24 protein-coding genes and 1 riboswitch are annotated in these 22,151 nt (G+C 56.5%); of the genes, 9 read left to right on the top strand and 15 right to left on the bottom strand.

Annotated elements, in window-relative coordinates; all coding sequences use genetic code 11:
• Positions 1–18: 18 nt before the first annotated feature.
• Positions 19–642, top strand: coding sequence for an FMN-binding negative transcriptional regulator (locus tag QWY83_RS00800; protein WP_249946686.1), 624 nt, complete (start codon positions 19–21; stop codon positions 640–642).
• Between the two features lie 29 nt (positions 643–671).
• On the top strand, positions 672–1,274 hold the full coding sequence (locus tag QWY83_RS00795; protein WP_249946685.1) for a glutathione S-transferase: 603 nt from the start codon (positions 672–674) through the stop codon (positions 1,272–1,274).
• A 3-nt stretch (positions 1,275–1,277) separates the two neighbouring features.
• Here QWY83_RS00795 and QWY83_RS00790 read toward each other — a convergent pair whose 3' ends face one another.
• Complete coding sequence (locus QWY83_RS00790; protein ID WP_249946684.1) at positions 1,278–1,943, bottom strand: outer membrane protein; 666 nt, start codon at positions 1,941–1,943, stop codon at positions 1,278–1,280.
• A 330-nt stretch (positions 1,944–2,273) separates the two neighbouring features.
• Here QWY83_RS00790 and petA point away from each other — a divergent pair, with 330 nt between their 5' ends.
• Genes petA through QWY83_RS00775 form a run of 3 tightly spaced genes read left to right on the top strand, consistent with a single transcriptional unit; the run spans position 2,274 to position 5,041 of the window.
• The gene (gene petA, locus QWY83_RS00785; RefSeq protein ID WP_067552827.1) at positions 2,274–2,834 is read left to right on the top strand and encodes a ubiquinol-cytochrome c reductase iron-sulfur subunit; all 561 of its coding nucleotides are present in this window, start codon (positions 2,274–2,276) and stop codon (positions 2,832–2,834) included.
• Between the two features lie 12 nt (positions 2,835–2,846).
• Positions 2,847–4,160: a cytochrome b gene (gene petB, locus QWY83_RS00780; protein ID WP_249946683.1), complete on the top strand. Its 1,314-nt coding sequence runs from the start codon at positions 2,847–2,849 to the stop codon at positions 4,158–4,160.
• A gap of 17 nt (positions 4,161–4,177) precedes the next feature.
• Positions 4,178–5,041: a cytochrome c1 gene (locus QWY83_RS00775; protein ID WP_249946682.1), complete on the top strand. Its 864-nt coding sequence runs from the start codon at positions 4,178–4,180 to the stop codon at positions 5,039–5,041.
• Positions 5,042–5,096: 55 nt separating this feature from the next.
• On the opposite strand, the gene QWY83_RS00770 is transcribed toward QWY83_RS00775, so the two are convergent.
• From QWY83_RS00770 to thiB, 3 genes are read right to left on the bottom strand one after another with little or no spacing between them, the layout of a single operon-like run.
• Complete coding sequence (locus QWY83_RS00770; protein ID WP_249946681.1) at positions 5,097–5,795, bottom strand: thiamine ABC transporter ATP-binding protein; 699 nt, start codon at positions 5,793–5,795, stop codon at positions 5,097–5,099.
• The gene (locus QWY83_RS00765) at positions 5,782–7,323 is read right to left on the bottom strand and encodes a thiamine/thiamine pyrophosphate ABC transporter permease ThiP (RefSeq protein WP_249946680.1); all 1,542 of its coding nucleotides are present in this window, start codon (positions 7,321–7,323) and stop codon (positions 5,782–5,784) included. The genes QWY83_RS00770 and QWY83_RS00765 overlap by 14 nt, the downstream gene beginning before the upstream one ends.
• Positions 7,299–8,282 carry a thiamine ABC transporter substrate binding subunit gene (thiB, locus tag QWY83_RS00760; RefSeq protein WP_249946679.1) on the bottom strand — a complete coding sequence of 328 codons (984 nt, stop codon included), beginning with the start codon at positions 8,280–8,282 and terminating at the stop codon, positions 7,299–7,301. Before thiB ends, QWY83_RS00765 begins: the two co-directional genes overlap by 25 nt.
• Positions 8,283–8,325: 43 nt before the next feature.
• A riboswitch (TPP riboswitch) is annotated at positions 8,326–8,428 on the bottom strand.
• A 97-nt stretch (positions 8,429–8,525) separates the two neighbouring features.
• On the opposite strand from thiB, the gene aroC reads away from it, so the two are divergent.
• Positions 8,526–9,629, top strand: coding sequence for a chorismate synthase (gene aroC / locus QWY83_RS00755; protein WP_249946678.1), 1,104 nt, complete (start codon positions 8,526–8,528; stop codon positions 9,627–9,629).
• Between the two features lie 44 nt (positions 9,630–9,673).
• Here aroC and QWY83_RS00750 read toward each other — a convergent pair whose 3' ends face one another.
• The 3 genes from QWY83_RS00750 to QWY83_RS00740 form a co-directional block, all read right to left on the bottom strand.
• Complete coding sequence (locus QWY83_RS00750) at positions 9,674–10,543, bottom strand: DMT family transporter (RefSeq protein ID WP_249946677.1); 870 nt, start codon at positions 10,541–10,543, stop codon at positions 9,674–9,676.
• Between the two features lie 84 nt (positions 10,544–10,627).
• Positions 10,628–10,915 carry an HU family DNA-binding protein gene (locus tag QWY83_RS00745; protein WP_067552698.1) on the bottom strand — a complete coding sequence of 96 codons (288 nt, stop codon included), beginning with the start codon at positions 10,913–10,915 and terminating at the stop codon, positions 10,628–10,630.
• 132 nt (positions 10,916–11,047) lie between these two features.
• Positions 11,048–12,514 carry an AMP nucleosidase gene (locus tag QWY83_RS00740; protein ID WP_249946676.1) on the bottom strand — a complete coding sequence of 489 codons (1,467 nt, stop codon included), beginning with the start codon at positions 12,512–12,514 and terminating at the stop codon, positions 11,048–11,050.
• Positions 12,515–12,705: 191 nt separating this feature from the next.
• Here QWY83_RS00740 and QWY83_RS00735 point away from each other — a divergent pair, with 191 nt between their 5' ends.
• Both QWY83_RS00735 and QWY83_RS00730 read left to right on the top strand, forming a co-directional pair.
• Complete coding sequence (locus tag QWY83_RS00735; RefSeq protein ID WP_249946675.1) at positions 12,706–13,458, top strand: DUF4253 domain-containing protein; 753 nt, start codon at positions 12,706–12,708, stop codon at positions 13,456–13,458.
• Between the two features lie 39 nt (positions 13,459–13,497).
• A complete protein-coding gene (locus QWY83_RS00730; protein ID WP_249946674.1) occupies positions 13,498–14,346 on the top strand; it encodes an SDR family oxidoreductase in 849 nt (282 codons plus the stop codon).
• On the opposite strand, the gene dxs is transcribed toward QWY83_RS00730, so the two are convergent.
• The 6 genes from dxs to QWY83_RS00700 are packed head-to-tail and all read right to left on the bottom strand — an operon-like array spanning position 14,343 to position 19,524.
• Positions 14,343–16,268: a 1-deoxy-D-xylulose-5-phosphate synthase gene (dxs, locus tag QWY83_RS00725; protein WP_249946673.1), complete on the bottom strand. Its 1,926-nt coding sequence runs from the start codon at positions 16,266–16,268 to the stop codon at positions 14,343–14,345. The two genes, QWY83_RS00730 and dxs, sit on opposite strands and share 4 nt — an antisense overlap.
• Before the next feature lie 7 nt (positions 16,269–16,275).
• Positions 16,276–17,133: a polyprenyl synthetase family protein gene (locus QWY83_RS00720; protein ID WP_249946672.1), complete on the bottom strand. Its 858-nt coding sequence runs from the start codon at positions 17,131–17,133 to the stop codon at positions 16,276–16,278.
• A complete protein-coding gene (locus QWY83_RS00715; RefSeq protein WP_067552682.1) occupies positions 17,133–17,375 on the bottom strand; it encodes an exodeoxyribonuclease VII small subunit in 243 nt (80 codons plus the stop codon). The genes QWY83_RS00720 and QWY83_RS00715 overlap by 1 nt, the downstream gene beginning before the upstream one ends.
• Entirely contained in the window at positions 17,372–18,298 is a 927-nt protein-coding gene (locus QWY83_RS00710) for a histone deacetylase family protein (RefSeq protein ID WP_249946671.1), read from the bottom strand. Before QWY83_RS00710 ends, QWY83_RS00715 begins: the two co-directional genes overlap by 4 nt.
• A gap of 30 nt (positions 18,299–18,328) precedes the next feature.
• Positions 18,329–19,030 (bottom strand): response regulator, encoded by a 702-nt coding sequence (locus tag QWY83_RS00705; RefSeq protein ID WP_249946670.1) that lies wholly within the window; start codon positions 19,028–19,030, stop codon positions 18,329–18,331.
• A complete protein-coding gene (locus QWY83_RS00700; RefSeq protein ID WP_249942974.1) occupies positions 19,027–19,524 on the bottom strand; it encodes a MarR family winged helix-turn-helix transcriptional regulator in 498 nt (165 codons plus the stop codon). The genes QWY83_RS00705 and QWY83_RS00700 overlap by 4 nt, the downstream gene beginning before the upstream one ends.
• 149 nt (positions 19,525–19,673) lie before the next feature.
• Here QWY83_RS00700 and QWY83_RS00695 point away from each other — a divergent pair, with 149 nt between their 5' ends.
• Complete coding sequence (locus tag QWY83_RS00695) at positions 19,674–20,540, top strand: branched-chain amino acid aminotransferase (protein WP_249942975.1); 867 nt, start codon at positions 19,674–19,676, stop codon at positions 20,538–20,540.
• A 34-nt stretch (positions 20,541–20,574) separates the two neighbouring features.
• On the opposite strand, the gene QWY83_RS00690 is transcribed toward QWY83_RS00695, so the two are convergent.
• Positions 20,575–21,489: a DMT family transporter gene (locus QWY83_RS00690; protein WP_249946669.1), complete on the bottom strand. Its 915-nt coding sequence runs from the start codon at positions 21,487–21,489 to the stop codon at positions 20,575–20,577.
• 102 nt (positions 21,490–21,591) lie between these two features.
• The gene (locus QWY83_RS00685; RefSeq protein WP_249946668.1) at positions 21,592–22,089 is read right to left on the bottom strand and encodes a DUF1097 domain-containing protein; all 498 of its coding nucleotides are present in this window, start codon (positions 22,087–22,089) and stop codon (positions 21,592–21,594) included.
• Between the last annotated feature and the right edge of the window lie 62 nt (positions 22,090–22,151).

Raw genomic sequence — 22,151 nt, 5'->3', positions numbered from 1 at the left:
GCCAAACGAAAGCGCCCCATGCACCCGAATCCGATCTACAGACAGACGCCACCCGACCAAGCTACCGAATTCGCTCGGAATCGTGCGTTTGGAACCCTGACCGTCAACGGTGATGAAGGGCCGCTGGCCTCTCATGTGCCGTTTCTGCTCTCCGAGGATGGCAAGACCGCCGATGTTCACCTCGTTCGGTCCAACCCGATCGTCCGTGCCCTATCAGAGCCTCAAAAGTGTCTTTTGGCCGTGAACGGGGCCGATAGTTACATATCGCCCGATTGGTATGGCCTCGACGATCAAGTGCCGACTTGGAACTACGTGGCGGCACATCTGCGCGGAACCCTCGAAAAGCTGCCTGATGACACAATGCGCGACATGCTCGACCGCCAATCGGCGTTTTTCGAATCGCGCCTTCTGCCAAAGAAGCCTTGGAGAACGGAGAAAATGCCCAGCGAGGTCATTGAGCGAATGATGCGGCAGATCGTTCCTGTTCGACTGACCATCACCTCTGTCGATGGCACATGGAAGCTCGCCCAGAATAAGACCGCCGAAGCACGGTTGGCCGCATCGAACGAGGTAGACAAACATGGGTTTGGTCTAGAGCCGTCTACGATTGGAGCCTTGATGCGGGCGACTCTCACTGATTAACCTTGGGCAACTCAACGTAGGATACGACAATGAAACTAATCGCCTCGATCACATCCCCATTCGTTCGAAAAGTCCGCGTTTTGATCCGCGAAGCTGGCAAAACGGACGAGGTCGAAGAGGTGATGGTCGCCACCACGCCCTTGGCCACCGATTCGTCGGTTATTGCGGCGAACCCGCTGGGAAAAATCCCCGCCCTGATCCGCGAGTCAGGCCCCGCAATTTACGATAGCCGCGTCATCACGCGCTACCTCGATACGCATTGGGACCTCGGCCTTTATCCGGCTGATCGCCAGTGGGATGTTCTGACGCTCGAAGCGACCGCGGATGCGATTCTCGAAGCCGCTGTGGCAATTGTCTACGAAGCCCGTATGCGTCCCGCCGAATGTCAGTATCCCGAATGGGTTGAGGCTCAGTGGGCAAAGATTGACCGTGCTCTCACTGCCGTCGAAGAACGCTGGATCAGCAATCTTCTGGGGCCGCTCGACATGGGTCAGATTGCGATTGGCGTCGCGCTGTCCTACGTCGATTTTCGTTTGGGAGATCGGAATTGGCGCGCCACACGGCCTGAACTGGCAAAATGGCACGCCGAATTCGCGGCACGGAAATCCATGACGGACACCGTACCGGAATAAGGGTTAGAACGTGTAGCTAAGGCCAACGTTCAGCGCATTTGTAATCAAGTTGAACTGGACGTTGCCGCCATTGTCCAAATCGATGTCCTGTTTGCTGTATGTGAACTGGTATTCACCGAACACGGCCCAAGTATCGCTGAGATCATACTTCGCACCTGCGTAAAGGCGGGCCGCAGCGCCAGTAATCTGGTATTCCCAAGTGTGGGTTGCGCCACCATCTGCTTGAATATCGACGTGCGGGAACGTGAAACCAAGACCACCGCCAACGTAAGGTGTCACAGCGCCGGAAGCCCATTTGTCATTCCAGCGGTATGTCGCGTTTGCGGTCAGTACGTTGATACCGTCCGTCAGTTCGAAACGCTCATAATTTGCGGCTGCTAGTGAATCTGCGTCAGCATAAACCTTGGAGTGCGTGTACTCGACACCAAAGCCGAGGTTGTCGGTGCGCCACCACGTTCCTCGGAAGCCATAGTAGGGGGGCATCGCGAAAGGCTTACCTTCCCAACCAAATGTATAACTAGTCACGCCACCATTCTCATCGTCATCCATCGTGACCGGAGAATGAGGTGCGCCCTGTGTACCCGTGTAGCCACTAATTTCGAATTCTGCCGCGGCGAAGGTCGGCAGGGCGACAAATGCGATGGCCGTAAGAAGTTTGGCTTTTGTCATGATAACATCCCAAAATTGATATTTGTTCCCGTCCTACGCCTCGAGCCCTAAGCTATCAAGCGTCGCGGCGGCTTCGCGTCATTTTGCCTCCCGCACAAAAAAATCGCTACGGAATCTCGCAAATATCGAAATTACCACCAGATTACGGGGCAAATTGTGGTTTTTGCGCCATCTTTCCCCACCCTACGACCTTATTCCCAATGCCTGCGCCCGATTGTCCGCTAGACGCGACAGGTTTTGATAGCTAAACAGCGCCCGAACGGACGGCGGTTTTCTGCCGTCTGTCCTATTCGTATGGGCCGAGGCCCGGAAAAATCGGAGATGCACCCCGTGTCACATCAAGAAGAACACCAGGGCACACGCCGCGATTTCATCTACTACGCTACCGCAGGTGCGGGCGCAGTGGTGACCGGCGCCGCTGTCTGGCCTCTCGTTAATCAGATGAACCCGTCCGCAGACGTTCAGGCGCAAGCCTCGAAGCGTGTAGACGTTAGCTCGGTTGCCGCTGGCACCCAGTTGACTGTTCTGTGGCAGGGCAAGCCTGTTTTCATCCGCGCACGTACGCAGGAAGAAATCGACGCAGCTCGCGCAGTTGAACTGAATGCGCTGCCTGACCAGAATGCTGAAAACGCAAACTTGGCTGCCGATGCAGATGCTTCGGACGAAAACCGCGCACTGTCGGAAGACGGCGTATGGCTCGTTCAGATGGGCGTTTGTACCCACCTTGGCTGCGTGCCGCTCGGTGAGTCGGGCGATTTCGGTGGCTGGTACTGCCCGTGCCACGGTTCGCACTACGACACCGCAGGCCGCATCCGCAAAGGTCCGGCACCGCGCAACCTCGATATCCCCGTCGCTGCCTTTATCGACGAAACCACAATCCAGCTCGGCTAAGGAGAGGCACGAATGTCCGGTATCCCGCACGATCATTACGAGCCGAAGACTGGCGCAGAAAAATGGCTCCACAGCCGCCTGCCCGTCATCGGTCTTCTCTATGACACCCTCATGATCCCAACTCCGAAGAACCTTAACTGGATGTGGATCTGGGGCATTGTCTTGGCCTTCACACTGGGTCTTCAGATTGCAACTGGTGTTGTGCTCGTCATGCACTACACCCCGCACGTTGACATGGCGTTCGCTTCGATCGAACACATCATGCGCGACGTAAACGGCGGTCACATGATCCGTTACTTCCACATGAACGGCGCATCGCTGTTCTTCGTGGCTGTTTACGCACACATCTTCCGCGGCCTTTACTACGGTTCGTACAAAGCACCGCGCGAAGTCACATGGATCATCGGTATGCTTATGTACCTGATCATGATGGGCACCGCGTTCATGGGCTACGTTCTGCCTTGGGGCCAGATGTCGTTCCACGGTACCGCTGTTATCACCGGTCTATTTGGTGCGATCCCGTTCATCGGTGAATCGATCCAGACTTGGCTGCTCGGTGCGTCCGCTGTTGGTCAACCAGCTCTGAACCGTTTCTTCTCGCTGCACTACCTGCTGCCGTTCGTTCTGGCCGGCCTGACATTGGTGCACATCTGGGCATTCCACTCGACAGGCAACAACAACCCAACTGGTGTTGAAGTTCGTCGTGGCTCGAAAGAAGAAGCACAGAAAGACACTCTGCCGTTCTGGCCCTACTTCGTCATCAAAGACCTCTTCGCACTCGCTGTGATCCTCGTGGTCTTCGTTGCTATCGTAGGCTTCATGCCGAACTACCTCGGCCACCCGGACAACTACATTCCGGCAAACCCGCTGGCGACTCCGGCGCACATCGTTCCTGAATGGTACTTCCTGCCGTTCTACGCGATCCTGCGTGCGTTCACCGCTGACGTTTGGGCCGTTCAGTTCGCAAGCTTCATCACTGCTGGCATCGTCGACGCAAAGTTCTTTGGCGTTCTCGCGATGTTCGGTGCGATCGCTGTAATGGCTCTGGCACCTTGGCTGGACACATCCAAAGTACGTTCGGGTCGTTACCGTCCGATGTTCAAATGGTGGTTCGCTCTGCTGGTCGTCGATTTCTTCGTACTGATGTGGGTTGGCGCACAGGCAACAACCTTCCCGTATGACTGGATCTCGCTCATCGCTGCGACCTACTGGTTCTCGTACTTCCTCGTCATCCTGCCGCTGCTGGGTGTAATCGAAAAGCCGCTGGCACAGCCTGCGACCATCGAGGAAGATTTCAATGCCCACTACGGCAACCCGGCCGAGTGAGAAAGGAAACAAGAACTATGTTCCGTAAACTTACCCTTTCCGCCGCGATCGCTCTTGGCCTGTCCTCCGGTGCTGCTCTGGCATCGGGTGGCACCAGTCACGTCGAAGATTTCGCATTCTCGTTCGAAGGCCCGTTCGGCTCTTACGACCAGATGCAGCTTCAGCGCGGTCTGAAAATCTACACCGAAGTTTGTTCGGCATGTCACGGCCTCGAGCACGTTCGCATCGGCACCCTCGCTGATGAGGGCGGACCGCACTACGGCATCGACGAAGTCTGGGACTACGCTGGTCAGTTCGAAGTTTGGGATCCTGAACTTGCGGACGGTGAAGGCGACTTCCGCGCCGCCACTCCGGCTGACAAATTCCCTGGTTCGTCGCTGTCAAACGCACCTGACTTGTCCCTGATGGCCAAAGCACGCGCTGGTTTCCACGGCCCCTACGGCCTCGGTATCAACCAGATCGTCAAAGGCATGGGCGGCCCCGAGTACATCGCGTCGCTTCTGTCCGGCTACGAAGAGGCACCTGAATGTGCGCCTGAAGGTTTTGACGGTAACTACAACACCGTCTTTACTGCAGGTGGCTACCCGAACGAATGTAAAGACGAGCACGGCAACCACCTCTATCCGGGCAGCTGGATCGCGATGGCACAGCCGCTCTACGGTGAAGACACTGAATTCGATGACGGTCACTCCAACGACCTGCACCACGAAGCTCAGGACGTTGCTGCATTCCTGATGTGGGCTGCTGAGCCGAAACTGAACGCTCGTAAAGAAGCTGGCCTGACCGGCGTGATCTTCCTGATCGTTCTGTCGGTTCTGCTCTACATGACCAACAAACGTCTGTGGGCACCGCACAAAGGTAAAAAGCGCGACGAAGAGTAATCTGACGCGCTCTGAATAGGAAAAGGCCCGCCAAATTGGCGGGCCTTTTTCATTTCTAGGAGGAGGTTCCTAAATACCGCTGCAGCACATCAGGCGGGTTATCCATCACCTCTCGTGCCGGCAAAGGTGCGAATAACTGCCCTTCATCGACCAGGGCAATTTGATCAGCAGCGACCAGCGCATCCTGCGGGTCATGAGTCACCATCAAAACGACACGATTGTCGGTAAGCGCGCGCTCCCGCACGAGGGTAAGCATCTCTTGCTTGAGACCGGGTCCCAAAGCGGCAAAGGGTTCGTCCAAGAGGATCACAGGACGATCCTGCAGCAAAAGCCGCGCCAGCGCTGCGCGGCTCTGTTGCCCGCCCGAGAGAGCCGCAGGTTTTCTGGCTCCCATTCCCGATAGCCCGACGCTGGCGAGCATTTCATCAACGCGGCGCGGTTCATCGCGCGTCAGCCGAAGCGATGCTCGCAGCGCGAGGCCGACATTCTGTGAAACAGTCAAATGAGGAAAGAGGTTGTTGTCTTGGAACAGGATCGAAACTGGTCTCTGATCAGGTCGCAAATCGGTTATCGGCTCACCGCGCCACAACACCTGCCCTTCGGCTTGATAGAAACCCGCGATCACAGAAAGGATCGTGGATTTGCCAGCACCAGACGGGCCGATGAGAGCTGTAATCTGGCCCGCCGCAAAGCCTACATTTGCCGTTAGGTGGAAATCACCCTGACGCACATTCAGGTTTTCAAGCATCAGCATCGGCGCGTCCTCCCCTGTCGAAAATCCAAAAGGCACAAAGGCTCAGACTCAACAACACAAGTGCCGCGCCAGACGCGGCATCCGTGCGGTAACTTCCCATCAATTGATACATCAACAACGGCAAAGTCTGCTGGTCCGAGGTCGCAAAGAGAGCGATCACACCAAGATCACCCATCGAAAGTGCTGCCGCCAATCCTGCAGCAAAGCCGAGCGGCTTTCGAATACGAGGCAGGACTGAAATTCTAACCCGCGCCCAACCTTTCAGCCCGATCGAATCGGCAAGGCGTCCGTAGTCCGCCTCAACACGTTCAAACGCAGGCGCGATGACCCGTAGCGCAAAAGGAAGCGCCATAAGCGCATTCATCAAAGCCGTGACCAGCAGCGCTAATTTCCCGGGATTGAACATAGGTTGAACAACAACAAAGAGCCCCGTCCCGACCACCAATGAAGACGCAGCCAACGGCAAGGCTGAGGCCACCCCAACGGCGCGTCCGCCACGCATCGATAAGAGGACTGCGGCAGTGATGGTCAAAGCAGTAGAAACCGCAGCGACTGAAACCGAACGCGCAATTGCGGGCCAAACGGACGCTGGCAGATCGGACAAGCCAATCATGCCTTTGATGACCACCATCGATAGCGGCAGAATCAGAAATGCAGCGGCCAATGCGATAGCGAGGGCATCGCATGACCGCTCCCATAGGCTGGCTCCATCCCAGCGCGGCAGAACACGGTCCAACCCCGCCCCAAAGCCTTCAGGAACAGTGATGAACCACGCAGCCAGCGCGGCGATAATGGACAAACCGAATTGGACAGCAGCCAAAAGCGCGGCCCGCCCGAGGTCGAAGTCAAATCTCACAGCCTGATAGATTGCCAATTCAACCGTGGTTGCCTTTGGGCCACCGCCCAGAACGAGTGCGACAGCAAAACTCGTCAAGCAAATCAGGAAAATGGCCATAAACGCACCCGGCAAAACGGCTCGTAACATCGGTCGCTCTAGCATTGCGCTCACCGAGGCACCAAGGCTCACGACCAACCGAAATCTCTCGGCGGGTATAGCGATCCAGCCTTGCAGTATCATCCGCACCGCAAGCGGAAGGTTGAAGAAGACATGAGCCAACACAACGCCGCCCAGCCCATAGATTGAGATCCGATCCCCGCCCGCCATAGAGATCGCATCATTCAAAAGACCATTGCGGCCAAAGACAGCCAACAGCCCCATAACCGCGACAATGACTGGCAAAATGAATGGAGCGCCGAGGAGCGTTATAAGGACCGAGCGTCCCCGAAACCTGCGTCGAGATAGCGCCCGCGCAACTGGGATCGCCAGCACAACACTGGCCGCCGCAGATAGTATGGCCTGAAGCACGGTAAACCGAATGGCGGCCCATTCAGCCCGACCTAGCCCACCCACGCCTTCGGCGCGCCAAAGAACAGCCAACAGCGTTCCCAGCGTCAACACTAGCACGAGGGCGATCACCATCGCCCCCGGCCAGCGTGGATAGTTTATTGAGCGAGTGCTGCGCGCCATGCGTCAATCGCCGGACCCGACTTTGCAGCCGCATCCTCAGAGCTGAGCAACAAAGCGGTCGAGGGTGTGACAAGGGTCTCAAACCCTTCGGGCAGACCAACCGCAGGTGTCACCGCAGGATACATCCAGTTGGTTGTCGGAATCACAGACTGGAACCCTTCGGTCGTCATGAACGCGAGGAAGGCATCCGCAAGCTCTGGCACATCGGTCGATGCGACCTTTGCTGCAACTTCGACCTGCATGTAATGACCCTCTTCAAAGGCCCACGATGTCTTGCTGTCGTCGCCTTCCGCGATCAGGTGATAGGCAGGCGAGGTTGTGTAGGACAATACAGCGTCTGCTTCGCCTTCGAGGAATAGACCGTAGGCTTCGGACCATCCGGGGGTTACGGTGACGATGTTGTCTGCCAGATCAGCCCAAATGCTGCCAGCTTCGTCACCATAGGCCGCTTCAATCCAGAGGACGAGGCCCAGACCTGGTGTCGACGACCGCGGGTCTTGGATTACGATTTTCAGGTCGCTTGCAGCGAGTTCACGGAAATTGGTCGGTGCTTCGACGTCCTTCCCAGCAACGAAAGCAAAATAGCCCCAATCGAACGGAACAAATGTGTCGTCGGACCATTCGATTGGCAAATCATAGGCTGCAGTCACGCCCGATGCCGCAAAAAGGCCGGTCGCCGCTGCATCCGCCGTCAGGTTCGTATCGAGGCCGAGCACGATATCTGCATCCGTATTTGCGCCTTCGAGTTTCAGGCGCGACAGTACGGCAGCGCCGTCACCAGCGGCGACAAACTCCAGATCACAGGCGCATTCGGCCTCAAAGTTCGCCTCGATCTGCGGACCTGGGCCCCATTCGCTGTTAAAGCCGTCGTAGGTGTAAATCGTCAGGGTCGATGTTTCAGCGATTGCGCCAGTGGCAACGAAACATAGTCCTGCGACATGCGTGAGGGTGGTTTTCATAATGGTCTTTCCTCTTCATGCGCCGAACGGACGGGGGTCAAGAGGATCAACTCTGCACCTTCCCTCCGCCGGTCTTAACCGGTTCAGGTTCAACGGGTTCGCTTTCGCATCTCAGCCCTGTTGCCAGAGCACCCCGAGGTAACGGCGAACATAGACGCGCAAAAACGATGTTCAAGAGGAATTCGCAAAAGACCTTGGCCCCTCGCCCTGTCCGCGATAGAGGAAACAACAAAGGAGGCGCCCATGTCGTATAATACCTTCGGTCACATCTACCGCACCACCACGTGGGGCGAGAGCCATGGTCCAGCTTTGGGCGCAACGGTCGACGGCTGCCCTCCGGGCGTGGCGCTGACACCAGAGATGATTCAAGTCTGGCTCGACAAGCGCAAACCAGGTCAGAACAAAAATACGACCCAGCGCAATGAACCCGATGCAGTGAAAATCCTGTCGGGTGTGTTTGAAGGCGTGACCACTGGCACCTCAATCCAGCTGATGATCGAAAACACAGACCAGCGGTCCAAGGACTACGGCGACATCGCCCAGACCTTCCGCCCCGGTCACGCTGACCTCGCATATCACCAAAAATATGGCCTGCGCGATTATCGCGGTGGGGGTCGTTCCTCTGCACGCGAAACTGCGGCGCGCGTTGCCTCTGGTGGTGTTGCGCGCGAAGTGTTGAAGACCCTCGCACCCGCGATTGAGATCAAAGGTTACATGGTCCAGATGGGCGATAAAAAGATCGACCGTAATCGGTTTGATTGGAACGCCATCGACCAGAACGATTTCTGGTGCCCTGACGCGCAAATGGCGCTTGAGTGGGAAGAGTACCTTCAGTGGCTCCGCAAGGATGACCACAACAGCGTTGGCGCAGTGATCGAAGTTGTAGCGCGTAATGTCCCTGCGGGGATCGGCGCTCCGATCTATGCAAAGCTGGATACCGATCTCGCAGCAGCGATGATGTCGATCAACGCCGTCAAAGGCGTTGAAATCGGCGAAGGCATGGCAGCAGCAGCCCTGACGGGACGCGACAACGCCGACGAGATTTTCTTTGACGACGGTCAGGTGCGTTACGGGTCAAACCACGCTGGCGGTATCCTTGGTGGCATTTCGACTGGCCAAGATGTCGTCGTGCGCTTTGCTGTAAAGCCGACCTCGTCTATCCTGTCTCCACGCCGTTCTATTCGCATGGACGGCACTCCGACAGAAGTCGTCACCAAAGGCCGCCACGACCCCTGCGTCGGCATCCGCGCGGTCCCCGTTGGTGAAGCAATGGCGGCGTGTGTCATCCTCGATCATATCCTGCTCGACCGCGCCCACACTGGCGGCGTCCGAGGTCAGATCGGCTAACACTGTTGATGCTCAAGATACTAAGCGGCGCCCGAGAGGCGCCGTTATAATTTTGCGCCCTGCTTGGACAATTGGACGGCCAAAATTCCCGCTGCAATAATCGCAACCCCGATCACGTCCCAGTGTGTCAGTTCTTCACCAATCAGAGCCCACGCAATGGTTACGCCAAAGAACGGGTTCAAAAAGTGGAACGTCGCCGCTTTGATCGCGCCAATCCTCTGAACGAGCAGGAACCAGACAAGGGTCGCCAAAAGACCGGGAACCAAAGTGGTGTAGAAGAACGCCACAATCAGCTGCCAGCTCCAAATAATGTCCCAGCTCTCGAGCAGCGTCGCAGGCACGGACAGCACAGCCGAGCCAACCAGCATTTGCAAACCAACAATCATCAAAACGTTGCCGCCCGAGGACGCACCGCGCACGGACAGCGTTGCAACTGCCAGTGCCGTCACACCAATGGCGCATAGAACGAGGCCCATCACATCGATGGTCCCCGACAGGCGTGCACCCATGATCACAGTCACGCCGATGATCCCTGCAACAAGCCCGAGCATGCCTAACGGCTTTGGCCGATCGCCCATCACCCACCCGAAAAGAGCTACGATCAACGGCATCGTCGCTGCAATGATTGCAGCCAGCGACGCTTCAATCGTTTGCATCGCCACAAAGAACAGGCCGAGGTAAAGCGCGTTCTGGCAAACGCCAAAAATCAGCGTAGCCTTCCATTGCTCTCGCGTAAGTTTGGCCCGCTGCCCCATCGCATAAGCAATCGCGATCCCCAGAAGACCCGAGACCAAAAACCTAAGCGATAGAGAGGCCATTGGCGGGGCATATTGGACGATAATTCGTGCTGAGGTGAAAGCTGAAGACCACATAAGGGCAAAAGACAGCCCCATCAAAATAGCACGTAAATCCATAATGTCCCCGAGAATGAAAAAAGGGCCGCTGATGCCAGCGACCCTTTCTTAAGAATGCGTCAGGTGCAAGACCTGCAGAACGACTTATGCGTTAACGCTGTCTTTAAGTGCTTTCGCGATGGTCATTTTCACAACCTTGTCTGCCGGCTTCGACATGGTTTCGCCGGTTGCAGGGTTGCGAACCATACGCTCGGGGCGCTCGCGGCAGTAGATCTTGCCTACGCCCGGAAGGGTCACAGCGCCACCGCCCGAAACTTCGGAGGTGATGATATCGATCAGAGCTTCGAGACCAGCGGTTGCGGTCTTTTTGTCTGTGCCTGCTTTTTCAGCGAGTGCGGCGACGAGTTGCGCCTTAGTCATCGGCTTTGCCATTTTTATGGTCTCCCTAGTTCCGCCCGATATTGGGCCTCATGTCCCGTATAATAACGGTATATAGTAGATCACCACTATGAAAAGTGGATCGATGCAAGCAAAAAAGCCCTATTTTCGACCAAAAAGGCGAAATCACAGGAAGGCTGTTTCCTCAAAGCTGCGCAATTTCCGACTATGAATGCGTTCAAGAGGCATTTCTCGCAGATGTTCCATAGCACGAACACCAATCATGAGGTGCCGTGCGACCTGTGTTTTATAGAAATCTGACGCCATTCCGGGTAATTTCAACTCGCCATGCAGCGGCTTATCAGAGACGCACAGGAGCGTGCCGTAGGGCACTCTGAAGCGGAAACCGTTGGCGGCGATGGTCGCGCTCTCCATATCGAGCGCTACGGCCCTTGATTGGCTCAAACGCTGCACAGGGCCAGAGTGGTCCCTTAGTTCCCAATTGCGGTTATCAATGGTCGCAACGGTGCCTGTGCGCATGATGCGCTTAAGATCATAGCCAGAGACCTCTGTGACCTCTGCCACAGCATTCTCGAGCGCGATCTGGATCTCGGCAAGGGCTGGGATCGGAACCCAAACAGGCAGATCATCGTCCAGAACGTGGTCTTCGCGCAGGTACGCATGGGCCAAAACGAAATCGCCCAAGCGTTGGCTATTCCTCAAACCAGCACAGTGTCCAACCATCAGCCAAGCGTGCGGACGAAGCACAGCAATGTGGTCTGTTGCCGTCTTCGCGTTCGACGGACCGACGCCGATATTGACCAACGTAATACCCGAGCCGTCAGAGCGTTTGAGGTGGTATGTCGGCATCTGCGGGAGTTTTGCAGGAATGAGCAACGGCTCCGCAGCGCCCGTGATCACGATGTTCCCTGGCCCGACGAATTCGATGTAGCCGCTATCGGGATCAGCCAACATTTGACGGGCGTAGGATTCGAATTCTTCGACGTAGAACTGGTAGTTCGTAAACAGAACGTGGTTCTGGAAATGATCAGGCGATGTGGCCGTGTAGTGCGACAACCGCGCCAGCGAATAGTCCACCCGCTGCGCCGTGAACGGAGCGAGCGGATGCGAGCCATCGGGATACGTAAACCCCGTGCCATTCACGATATCATCGTGCGTGATCGACAGATCAGGCACGTCGAACACATCCCGCAAGGTGAAATTCATCGCGCCTTCTTGGGGGATCGTAACCGCCGCATCGTTCACGACGGCAAAGTGGACAGGAATCGGCGTCGTAGAGGGCCCGATTTCGACTGCGATACCGTGATTTTCGATCAGCTGACCAATCTGCTGCCGCAAGTAATTCGCAAACAAACGGGGCTGCGTCACGGTCGTCGAATAGACACCGGGCGTCGCCACATGGCCAAACGACAAGCGGCTATCGGTCTGGGCATAGCTTTTGGTTTCAATTCGGATTTCGGGATAAAACGCGCGATAGCGGGCTTCTGGCTTGCCTTCGGTCACAGCGCGCGAAAACTCTTTACCGAGGAATTGAACGGCGGCGTCATACAATTCGATCAAGCGTTCAACGGCCTGATCTGCGTTATCAAAGCTCTCCGCCGCCAATGTGTCGGCCGTAATGATTTGGTTCATTCTTCTACCTTTTTGGAATTGTTTTGGACGTCGGCATGCGCCCCGATTACGGGGTCGGAGTGTCCGGTTATGATGCCTGATCGGTCCATCCTCAAATCTGACACCAGTTATGCAACGTCTTCAAGACGCAATGGCACTTGCCGCTGGCAGAGCGATGATGGCAAATGGCGTCAAACCGCTTGGGGGCAAGCATGAGTATTTTGAAAAAGTTATTTGGCCCAGATGATGATCAGGCTCTGATCTACGACGCTGGTTCATTGGTCGAAACCACAGTAACTCGCTTTCCACTGATCCGCTGTCACAGCGATCTCGCTCAGGCCGTGATCGCAAAAGAAGCCCAAAATCGGGATCATACCCCCATCATCATCGGCTCGATCCGATCGGTCGAATTGCTGAACGATGCCACGCCGCGACCCATCACAGACATCGCGTTACGGGCTGCCAAATTCGATTTCCCTGCATGGATGGATCAGGCAAAGCTCGACTGGGCCACTCGATCAAATACCGCCAAACAGCCAGTGCCGCCACGCGGGCCATCGGATACGCACACCAACCACGCCGATGCGATTGACAGCGCCGTCTGGGATCCTGCACGCGGCGCGGCGTTGCAGACGATCTACATCGCGCTTTTCCCCACCGCAGACCCGACCGAAGTTCCTGCATACCTCGACTGCGGTGGATGGAATGCCTTTCCAGAAACCGAAGTCCATATGGGTCTCATGCGCCGCTGGCGTGATCGGTTCGGCGCACGGCTAATTGGTCACAGCCACGACACGCTAACCTTCCACGTTCTGCGCCCGCCTCACACACTCGCCGAAGCGCTGACGCTTGCGGAAGAGCACTATGCCTATTGCCCAGATGTCGTTGATCAAGGGTTCGAAACGCTGGATGCGCTTGCTGGGGCGCTCTTGAATGCCGCCACTTGGCAGTTCTGGTGGGACTGACCACTTGACCATGCCTGAGGTCACGTCACATTGCGAAACATGAAAACGCTTCTCTCATTCGGTCACGGCTATTCCGCCCAAGCCCTTACACAACTATTGCCCGACGACTGGACGGTGATCGGGACCACTCGGTCCGCCGACAAGGCCACAAGATTGCTCTCCGAAGGCGTTGATCCCCGCGTTTGGCCCGGCGCAGACTTGCGGCCTGCACTGGACTGTGCGACGCACCTTCTGGTTTCCGCTGCGCCGAACGAAGATGGCGACCCAGTGCTTCAGCATCTGCGCGATGAAATTCTATCGCGAGCCGATACCTTTGAATGGGTCGGATATCTGTCCACGACGGGCGTCTATGGCGATCACAGCGGCGATTGGGTGGATGAAGATGCTCCCCTGACCCCCGCCACAAAACGTGGGCAACTGCGAGTTAAGGCAGAGGCCGAATGGCGGACTATGGGCCTGCCGCTCCATATCTTTAGGCTCGCGGGAATATATGGACCCGGTCGTGGACCGTTTGCGAAAGTGCGTAATGGGACGGCGCGGCGGATCATTAAACAGGGTCAGGTGTTCAGCCGTACCCATGTCGAAGACATCGCGCAGGTGCTTTGGGCCTCAATCAACCGTCCCAATCCGGGGGCCGCGTATAACGTCTGCGACGACGACCCTGCCCCGCCCGAAGACGTCATTGCCTATGCCGCGAAACTGCTGGATCTTCCGATCCCGCCAGCCGAGGATTTCGAGACAGCCGAAATGACGCCTATGGCGCGGTCGTTCTATGCCGAGAGTAAAAAGGTGAAAAACGACCGGATTAAGGACGAATTGGGTGTGATTTTGAAATATCCAGACTACCGCAGCGGTCTGGACGCCCTTCTCGCCGCTGGAACCGATTAAGCAGTCTTGCCGATCGTCGCCACGCCCAGAACCTCGAGCACTTTTGCTTCGATGTCGTCGGCGTTCAATCCAGCCGTCGCATACATATCGCGCGGGTTGGCGTGATCGATGAACGTATCAGGCAGGACCATCGAACGGAATTTCAGACCCGCATCGAATACACCCTCGTCAGACAGCAATTGCGCAACGTGACTGCCGAAACCGCCAACCGCGCCTTCTTCGATAGTGATCAAGGCGTCATGATCTGCGGCAAGTTTCAGGATCAATTCACGGTCGAGCGGTTTTGCGAAACGCGCATCTGCGACGGTCGGCGAGATGCCTTTAGCGTTCAGACTTTCGACGGCTTGCATCACCTCTTGAAGTCGAGTCCCGAACGAGAGGATTGCAACCTTCTTACCCTCAACAATCATGCGGCCCTTGCCGATTTCGAGAGGCTCCGCATCGGTTGGAATTTCGACGCCAACACCTTCACCACGAGGGAAGCGGAATGCGATCGGCCCTTCGTCATGCGCCGCAGCCGTCACAACCATCCGCACCAGTTCGGCCTCATCCGCCGCAGCCATGACAACCATGCCCGGCAAATTCGCCAGAAACGCCACATCAAAGCTACCTGCATGTGTCGCGCCATCAGCACCAACGAGACCAGCACGGTCGATTGCAAAACGAACGGGCAGACGTTGGATAGCAACATCGTGAACGACTTGATCGTAACCACGCTGCAAGAACGTCGAATAGAGCGCGCAGAATGGTTTCATTCCACCCGCAGCCAGCCCCGCAGCAAAGGTCACCGCATGCTGTTCGGCGATACCCACGTCGAAACAACGTGATGCATAACGTTCCATAAATTTCGACAGACCCGTGCCATCCGGCATCGCAGCCGTGATCGCGCAGATTTTTTGATCCTTTGCCGCCAAATCGAGCAAGGTTTCAGCAAAAACATTCGTGTAGCTTGGTGCGTTGGACGGCGCCTTGTGCTGCTTCCCGCTCGGAACGTCGAATTTGGCCGTCGCGTGACCTTTGTCGCGTGCCGCCTCAGCAGGGGCGTAACCCTTGCCTTTTTTCGTAATCGCATGGATCAGGATCGGACAAGTTGCGCGCGCCTTGACCGTGCGCAAGACGGCCAAAAGCTGCTCCATGTCGTGGCCATCAATCGGCCCGATGTAAGAGAACCCAAGCTCTTCGAACATGGTCCCACCGACGGTCATATGCTTGAGCATATCCTTCGCCCGCTTAGCGCCTTCGCGGAATGGCGGGGGGAGAAGGCTTACCGCGCCTTTGGCAGCCGCTTTCAGCTCTTGGAACGGAGCGCCTGCATAAAGACGCGATAGATAAGACGACAACGCGCCAACGGGCTCTGCAATCGACATCTCGTTGTCGTTCAGAACTACGATCATCCGCTTGCCCAAGTGGCCCGCATTGTTCATCGCCTCGAACGCCATGCCCGCAGACATGGACCCATCACCGATCACCGCAATCGCGTCGCCGACGCCCTCTTCGGTGACGCCGCCCAAATCGCGTGCCACGGCAAAGCCGAGTGCCGCAGAGATCGACGTCGACGAGTGACCAGCGCCAAACGCGTCATACGGGCTCTCGCTACGCTTGGCGAAACCAGACAGGCCGTCTTTTTGACGGAGGGTCCGAATACGATCACGACGACCCGTCAAAATCTTATGCGGGTAGCACTGGTGCGAAACGTCCCAGATGATCTTATCTTTGGGCGTATCGAACACCGCATGAAGCGCGACCGTCAGTTCCACGACGCCCAATCCAGCGCCCAAATGCCCGCCTGTCACCGATACCGCACTGATCGTCTCGGCACGCAGTTCATCGGCTACATGGCGCAGTTCAGAATCCGACATACCCTTAAGGTCCGCAGGTGTGTGAACGCGGTCGAGGTGTGGTGTCATCGGTGTGTCAGTCATGGCTGTCTCACTTGTCGCGGGCGATCACAAAACGTGCCGCGTCGCGCAGGGTTTGCGCGGTTTCACCATAGATAGATAGGGCATCGCAAGCCTCGGTCACCAAATCGGCTGCGCGGCGTTTCGCCCCGTCCAAACCCAAGAGGGACACGAATGTCGCTTTGCCAGCATCAGCGTCTTTACCCACGGCTTTGCCGACCGTTTCAGCATCGCCCGTCACGTCCAGAACATCGTCCCAGATTTGGAAAGCCAGCCCCAAGGCATCGCCATAGCGTTTCAACGGTCCAATGTCCGCGCCCGCCATTCGAGGCCCCGCCGTCGCGGACCACGTGATGAGCGCACCCGTTTTACCTGCCTGCAATGTGGTGATCTGATCGAGTGTGAGCGGAGCCAAAGCGGTCTCTGCCGCGATGTCCAACGCCTGACCACCGACCATCCCACGCACACCCGACGCCTCGGCAAAGGAACGGATCAGGTCTATGCGCCGTTCAGCGGCACAATCAGCGGAAGCCAAGAATTCAAATGCTAACGATTGAAGCGCATCACCTGCAAGGACGGCGGTCGCTTCGTCCCATTTGCGATGAACGGTCGGCTGCCCACGGCGCACATCATCATCGTCCATGCAGGGCAGATCATCATGCACCAGAGAATAGGCGTGCAAACATTCGATCGCCGCCGCGACCTTGGTAGCGTTCGCAATACCGTGGAGCGCCGCACCTTCGAGAACCAAAAAACCGCGCAACCCTTTTCCGCCGCGCACTGCATATCCCATCGCATCAGCGACAGGCATATCAATGCCCGACAGCGCCTGCGCGATCTCAGCCTCGGCCAGATCGCGAGCGCGGGTTAGTGCGGCGTTCAATGACATTAGCCAGCGTCCAGCGGTGCCGTTCCAGTCGGTGCGCCATCAGCGCCCAAAGTGATCTTGGCCACTTTTTCTTCAGCTTCTTTCAGCTTGGCCTCGCAACGGGCCTTTAGCGCAGCGCCACGTTCATAAAGCGCGATGGAATCGTCGAGCGCCACATCACCATGCTCAAGACGGTTCACAACCGACTCCAGCTCTTTCATCGCCTGCTCAAAGCTCATTTCATCAACGGGCGTGTCAGTCATCGGCCTCTTTCCTCCAGAACACTTACAAGGGCGGCAGCGGAGGCTGCCAACGCGTCAAGGTTATAGCCACCTTCCAATGCAGATACCACGCGCCCGTTGCAAGAGGACTCGACAATATCACACAGGCGGTGTGTCACCCAGGCAAAGTCTTCGGTCTCGAATTCCAACTGGGCGAGCGGATCATCACGATGCGCATCGAAGCCAGCAGAAATAATCAATAGCTCGGGTGCGAAAGCCGCAAGACGGGGGAACACTTGGTCTTCGTATACTTTGCGAAAAACGTCAGAGCCGCTTGCGGGCGGCAAGGCGATATTTAGAACGTTATCAAACTCACCCGTATCAACAGGATCACCCGTCCCCGGCCAAAGCGGCATCTGTTGCGATGTGATCGTAAGGATACGAGGATCATCTTCGCACAACGCCTGAGTGCCATTGCCGTGATGAACATCGAAATCAACGATAGCGACACGGCGCAGTCCATGATGATCAAGCGCATACTTCGCCGCGATGGCGACATTACCGAACAAACAAAAGCCCATCGGGATTTCTTGTTCGGCGTGATGACCGGGGGGGCGAATGGCGGCAAAGGCGTTCTTCACATCGCCGTTTAGCACTTTGTCGACTGCGAGCATGACAGCGCCTGCAGCACGATACGCCGCCTCAAGCGATCCGGGCGACATATGCGTGTCGGCATCCAACTGCCGCGAGCCAGATGTGGGCAATGCCGAACGTAGTCGGTCGATGTAAGACTGCGGATGGCACCGTTTTAAATCGTCGTCCGCCGCCATTGGGGCTGTAAACCGCTCCAACGGAATATCAGACAAGGCGTCCAAAACGACTTGAAGACGGGCAACTTGTTCAGGATGTCCGTCGGGCGTCACATGGTTCAGGCAGGCGGGGTGTGTGATTAAGGCTGTGGTCATACCGCAAGGAACCCCAATCCCATCCGTCCGTCAATCAGGCTGCAGCATGTAGCCCGAACCGCGAACCGTCTGGAGATAACGAGGCTGCTTCGGATCGACCTCGATCTTGCGGCGTAGACGGGTAATCTGAACATCGACCGCGCGTTCCTGCGTTTGCCCACCAGAACGGCTAAGCTCCTCGACCAAGGTACCCCGCGATACGGGTTCACTGGGCTTAGCGCTGAAAATCTTCATCAACTGGCTCTCGGTCGCGGTCAGGCGGATCAGATCATCACCCCTCCACAACTCCCCCCGATCCACATCGTAGCGAAACGGACCCATATTAAGCGACTTCGGCACCACGACAGCAGGAACCGCCTGCGGAACACGGCGCAGGATTGCATTGATCCGCAACAGCAGTTCTTTGGGCTCGAACGGCTTTGCTAGGTAATCGTCAGCGCCCGCTTCCAAACCAGCAATTCGATCAGAGGTCTCACCCTTTGCCGTCAGCAACATAACGGGCGTGCCCAACCGTGCCCGCAGATCGCGGCACAACGACATGCCGTCTTCACCAGGCATCATGACATCCAAAACGATCAAATCGAATTCGAGACCAGACAGGATACGACGCGCATGAGCCGCATCGCGTGCGGTGCTCACCAAAAAACCATTCCGCATAAGGAACTTCTGTAGAAGTCCCCTGATCCGTTCGTCGTCATCAACAATTAAAATATGGGCGTCATCGGCGCTCATGTCGTTCTATCCCTCAGCGCCTCGTATTGACGACGCATGTCCGTATCCATCATCGCCTCTAGAACTTGGCGGAACCCACCAACGGCAGCTGGACCTGCGGCGCGAAACGCTGCCCGCATTCGATCCCGCTGCGCATCGGACAGCTCGCGCTCCAGACGCTGGCCAGCTTCGGTGAGGAAAAGGTGACGTTCACGCTTGTCCTCTTGGCCGACCCTGCTCTCTACCAAACCGTCATCGATCAAAGCGCGCAACACACGATTAAGGGACTGCTTTGTAACACCAAGAATAGACAAGAGATTATTCACCGTCGTACCGTGGCTTCGGTTGATAAAGTGGACAGCACGGTGATGCGCCCGTCCGTAGCCTTTTTCTTCAAGGATGCGATCAGGGTCTGCCGTGAAACCGCGGTAGGCAAAATACATCGCCTCAATCCCCTGCCGTAGCTGTTCATCCGTCAAAAACAGCAAGGACTGTCCGCTTGGCACGTCATTCATGGCCGAAACCCTTCTTTCGTTCACGGACAGAATACGTCAGCCTTGTTGACATTCCAAGCCTTCACTGTTAGCGAATCTCATGAATTCGCGCAATTTTACGATAGAAATCGTAGTGCGTTGAGAAATAAATGAAAAGCAGAGGGTGCACTATGGCTGGCTATGATGATCGTGACGGTAAAATCTGGATGGACGGCCAGTTGGTCGATTGGCGTGACGCAAACGTCCATATTCTGACCCATGCGCTGCACTACGCATCGTCCGTTTTCGAAGGCGAGCGCGCTTACAACGGCAAAATCTTCAAATCCGTCGAGCACTCTGAGCGTTTGCTGAAATCGGGCGAAATGCTCGACATGCCGATCCCCTACACCGTTGAAGAAATCGAAGCTGCGAAGAAAGCTGTTTTGGATGCGAACGGCCTGACCGACGCATACATCCGCGTTGTTGCATGGCGTGGCGCGGGCGAAGACATGGGTGTTGCATCCGCGCGCAACCCTGTTCGCATGGCTGTGGCCGCTTGGACTTGGGGTGCCTACTACGGCGACGCAAAGATGAAAGGCGCAAAGCTGGACATCGCGAAATGGAAGCGCCCGTCGCCCGAAACTATCCCGACCGCTGCAAAGGCCGCTGGTCTCTATATGATCTGCACGATGTCCAAACACGCCGCAGAAGCCAAAGGCTGCTCTGACGCACTGTTCCTCGACTATCGTGGCTACGTGGCTGAGGCGACTGGCGCGAACATCTTCTTCGTCAAAGACGGCGAAGTGCACACCCCGATCCCAGACGCGATCCTGAATGGCATCACCCGTCAAACCGTCATCGGCATGCTGCGCGACAAAGGCATCAACGTCATTGAGCGCCGCATTCAGCTGGAAGAGTTGGCTGACTTTGAACAGTGCTGGCTGACAGGCACTGCGGCTGAGGTTACTCCCGTTGGTCAGATCGGTGACTACACTTTTGAAGTTGGTGATATCACCCGCTCAATCGCAGAGGACTATGAAGCACTCGTTCGCGCCTAATCGTAGGTTCTGATGAACATTATGTCGCCGTAGGTTAGCCCTGCGGCGACATTGCTTTACGGGTCTTGGTTCGTTCGAGCCCAAGTTGGCGTTCGCGCCATATGATCAATATGCCTGCAAAGATCACCACCGACGCACCAATCAACGTGGTGCCCGTCGGCACCTCATCAAAAAATGCAAAGCCAATAGCGATCGAGAACAGCATCGACGAATATTCGAATGGCGCCACGAACGACGCATCCGCAAGCCGATAGCTTGAGGTGAGAAGGATCTGACCGACGCCACCAATTATACCCGCAAGCACCAGAAGTGCGGCCTCTTTGGGCGTGGGTACGACCCAGCCCCAGTAAATCGTCAGCAACGACAGTCCAGTGGCAGTGACGGAGAACCAGAAAACAATCGATGAGGTCGTCTCAGTCTTCGTCAGTTTCCGAATAAAGACCTGCGCCAAGGCCGCTGTGACAGCAGACCCCAACGCCAAAACCGCGCCAAGCGTCTCTGACACGTCGATCACATCGACCGATAACCGTGGGGCCATGATGATCATAACTCCGACGAGGCCGACAGCGACTGTCATCAATCGAAACAGGCGAACCGTTTCATTTAAAAACATCGCTGCGAAAACGACGACGAAGATCGGCATCGCATAACCAATTGCGGTCATTTCAGGCAGCGGCAAAAGGCCCAGCGCCCCAAAAGTCATGGCCATAGCAGACGTGCCGATCACGCCGCGCCAAACATGGTTCATTGGGTTTTGTGTCTTAAAACCGATCCGCAACTCTTTGCGCATCGCGAGCCAAACAACGATCACTGGAATGGCAAAGAGGGATCGAAAGAAGACCGATTGCCCTGGTGGCACATGGCCGGAGACAGATTTGATGATCCCCGCCATGACGACAAAGAGAAGCACCGACAATACTTTGAAAATGATGGCTCGGAAAAACTGCATAGGTCGCCCTTGTTCTAGGGACCTTGTAGCACTCAATGGGCGCGCGCCAATGGGTATTCTAATAGCTAAGCGGCGCGTCCTGAAAACGCGCCGCCGTGCTGATCACTCAGCTTTTGCAACCATGGCACCCGCGACCTTTTCAGACACGATGCCAAAGACGTTGCCGACAATCAGCGAGACCGCGATCATCATCGCCGCTTTACCAAGTGCGGCAGTGTCGGTCAGCGCAACACCCGTCAGAAGCGTGCCCGCTGCTGTTGATGCATAGCCGTAGACGCCCGCTGGAATGGTGGCGAGGGCTGGCAGATGCGCGCCCAGCACCAGAACAACCACCGACAGACCCACGATGATAGATGTGACAGCGACGGAACCAGCGACCGATCCAACAACGAAAAGTGTCACGGCAGCAACGGCCACGCCCCAGATGTGGTTAATGCTATTCTTAGTCAGGGCCTCAAATTTTCCGCCCGTGTGGTAGAATGCGCCCCAACCGATAAAGAGCGCCCAAACCTGCAAGCCTGCTCCATTCCCAAGGCAGACCCATGTTGCCACGGCCGCCAATACACCGATTGAAATCGCTAATGCGTTAATCAAGTTCATAGTTTCTCCTTCCCTGTTTACCCCTCTCCTCTGGGGGCAAGCGAAACGGTAGAGAGAAGCCT

Source organism: Marivivens donghaensis (assembly GCF_030410045.1).
Classification (GTDB): domain Bacteria; phylum Pseudomonadota; class Alphaproteobacteria; order Rhodobacterales; family Rhodobacteraceae; genus Marivivens; species Marivivens donghaensis.
This window is presented reverse-complemented; position numbering and strand designations above follow the sequence as displayed.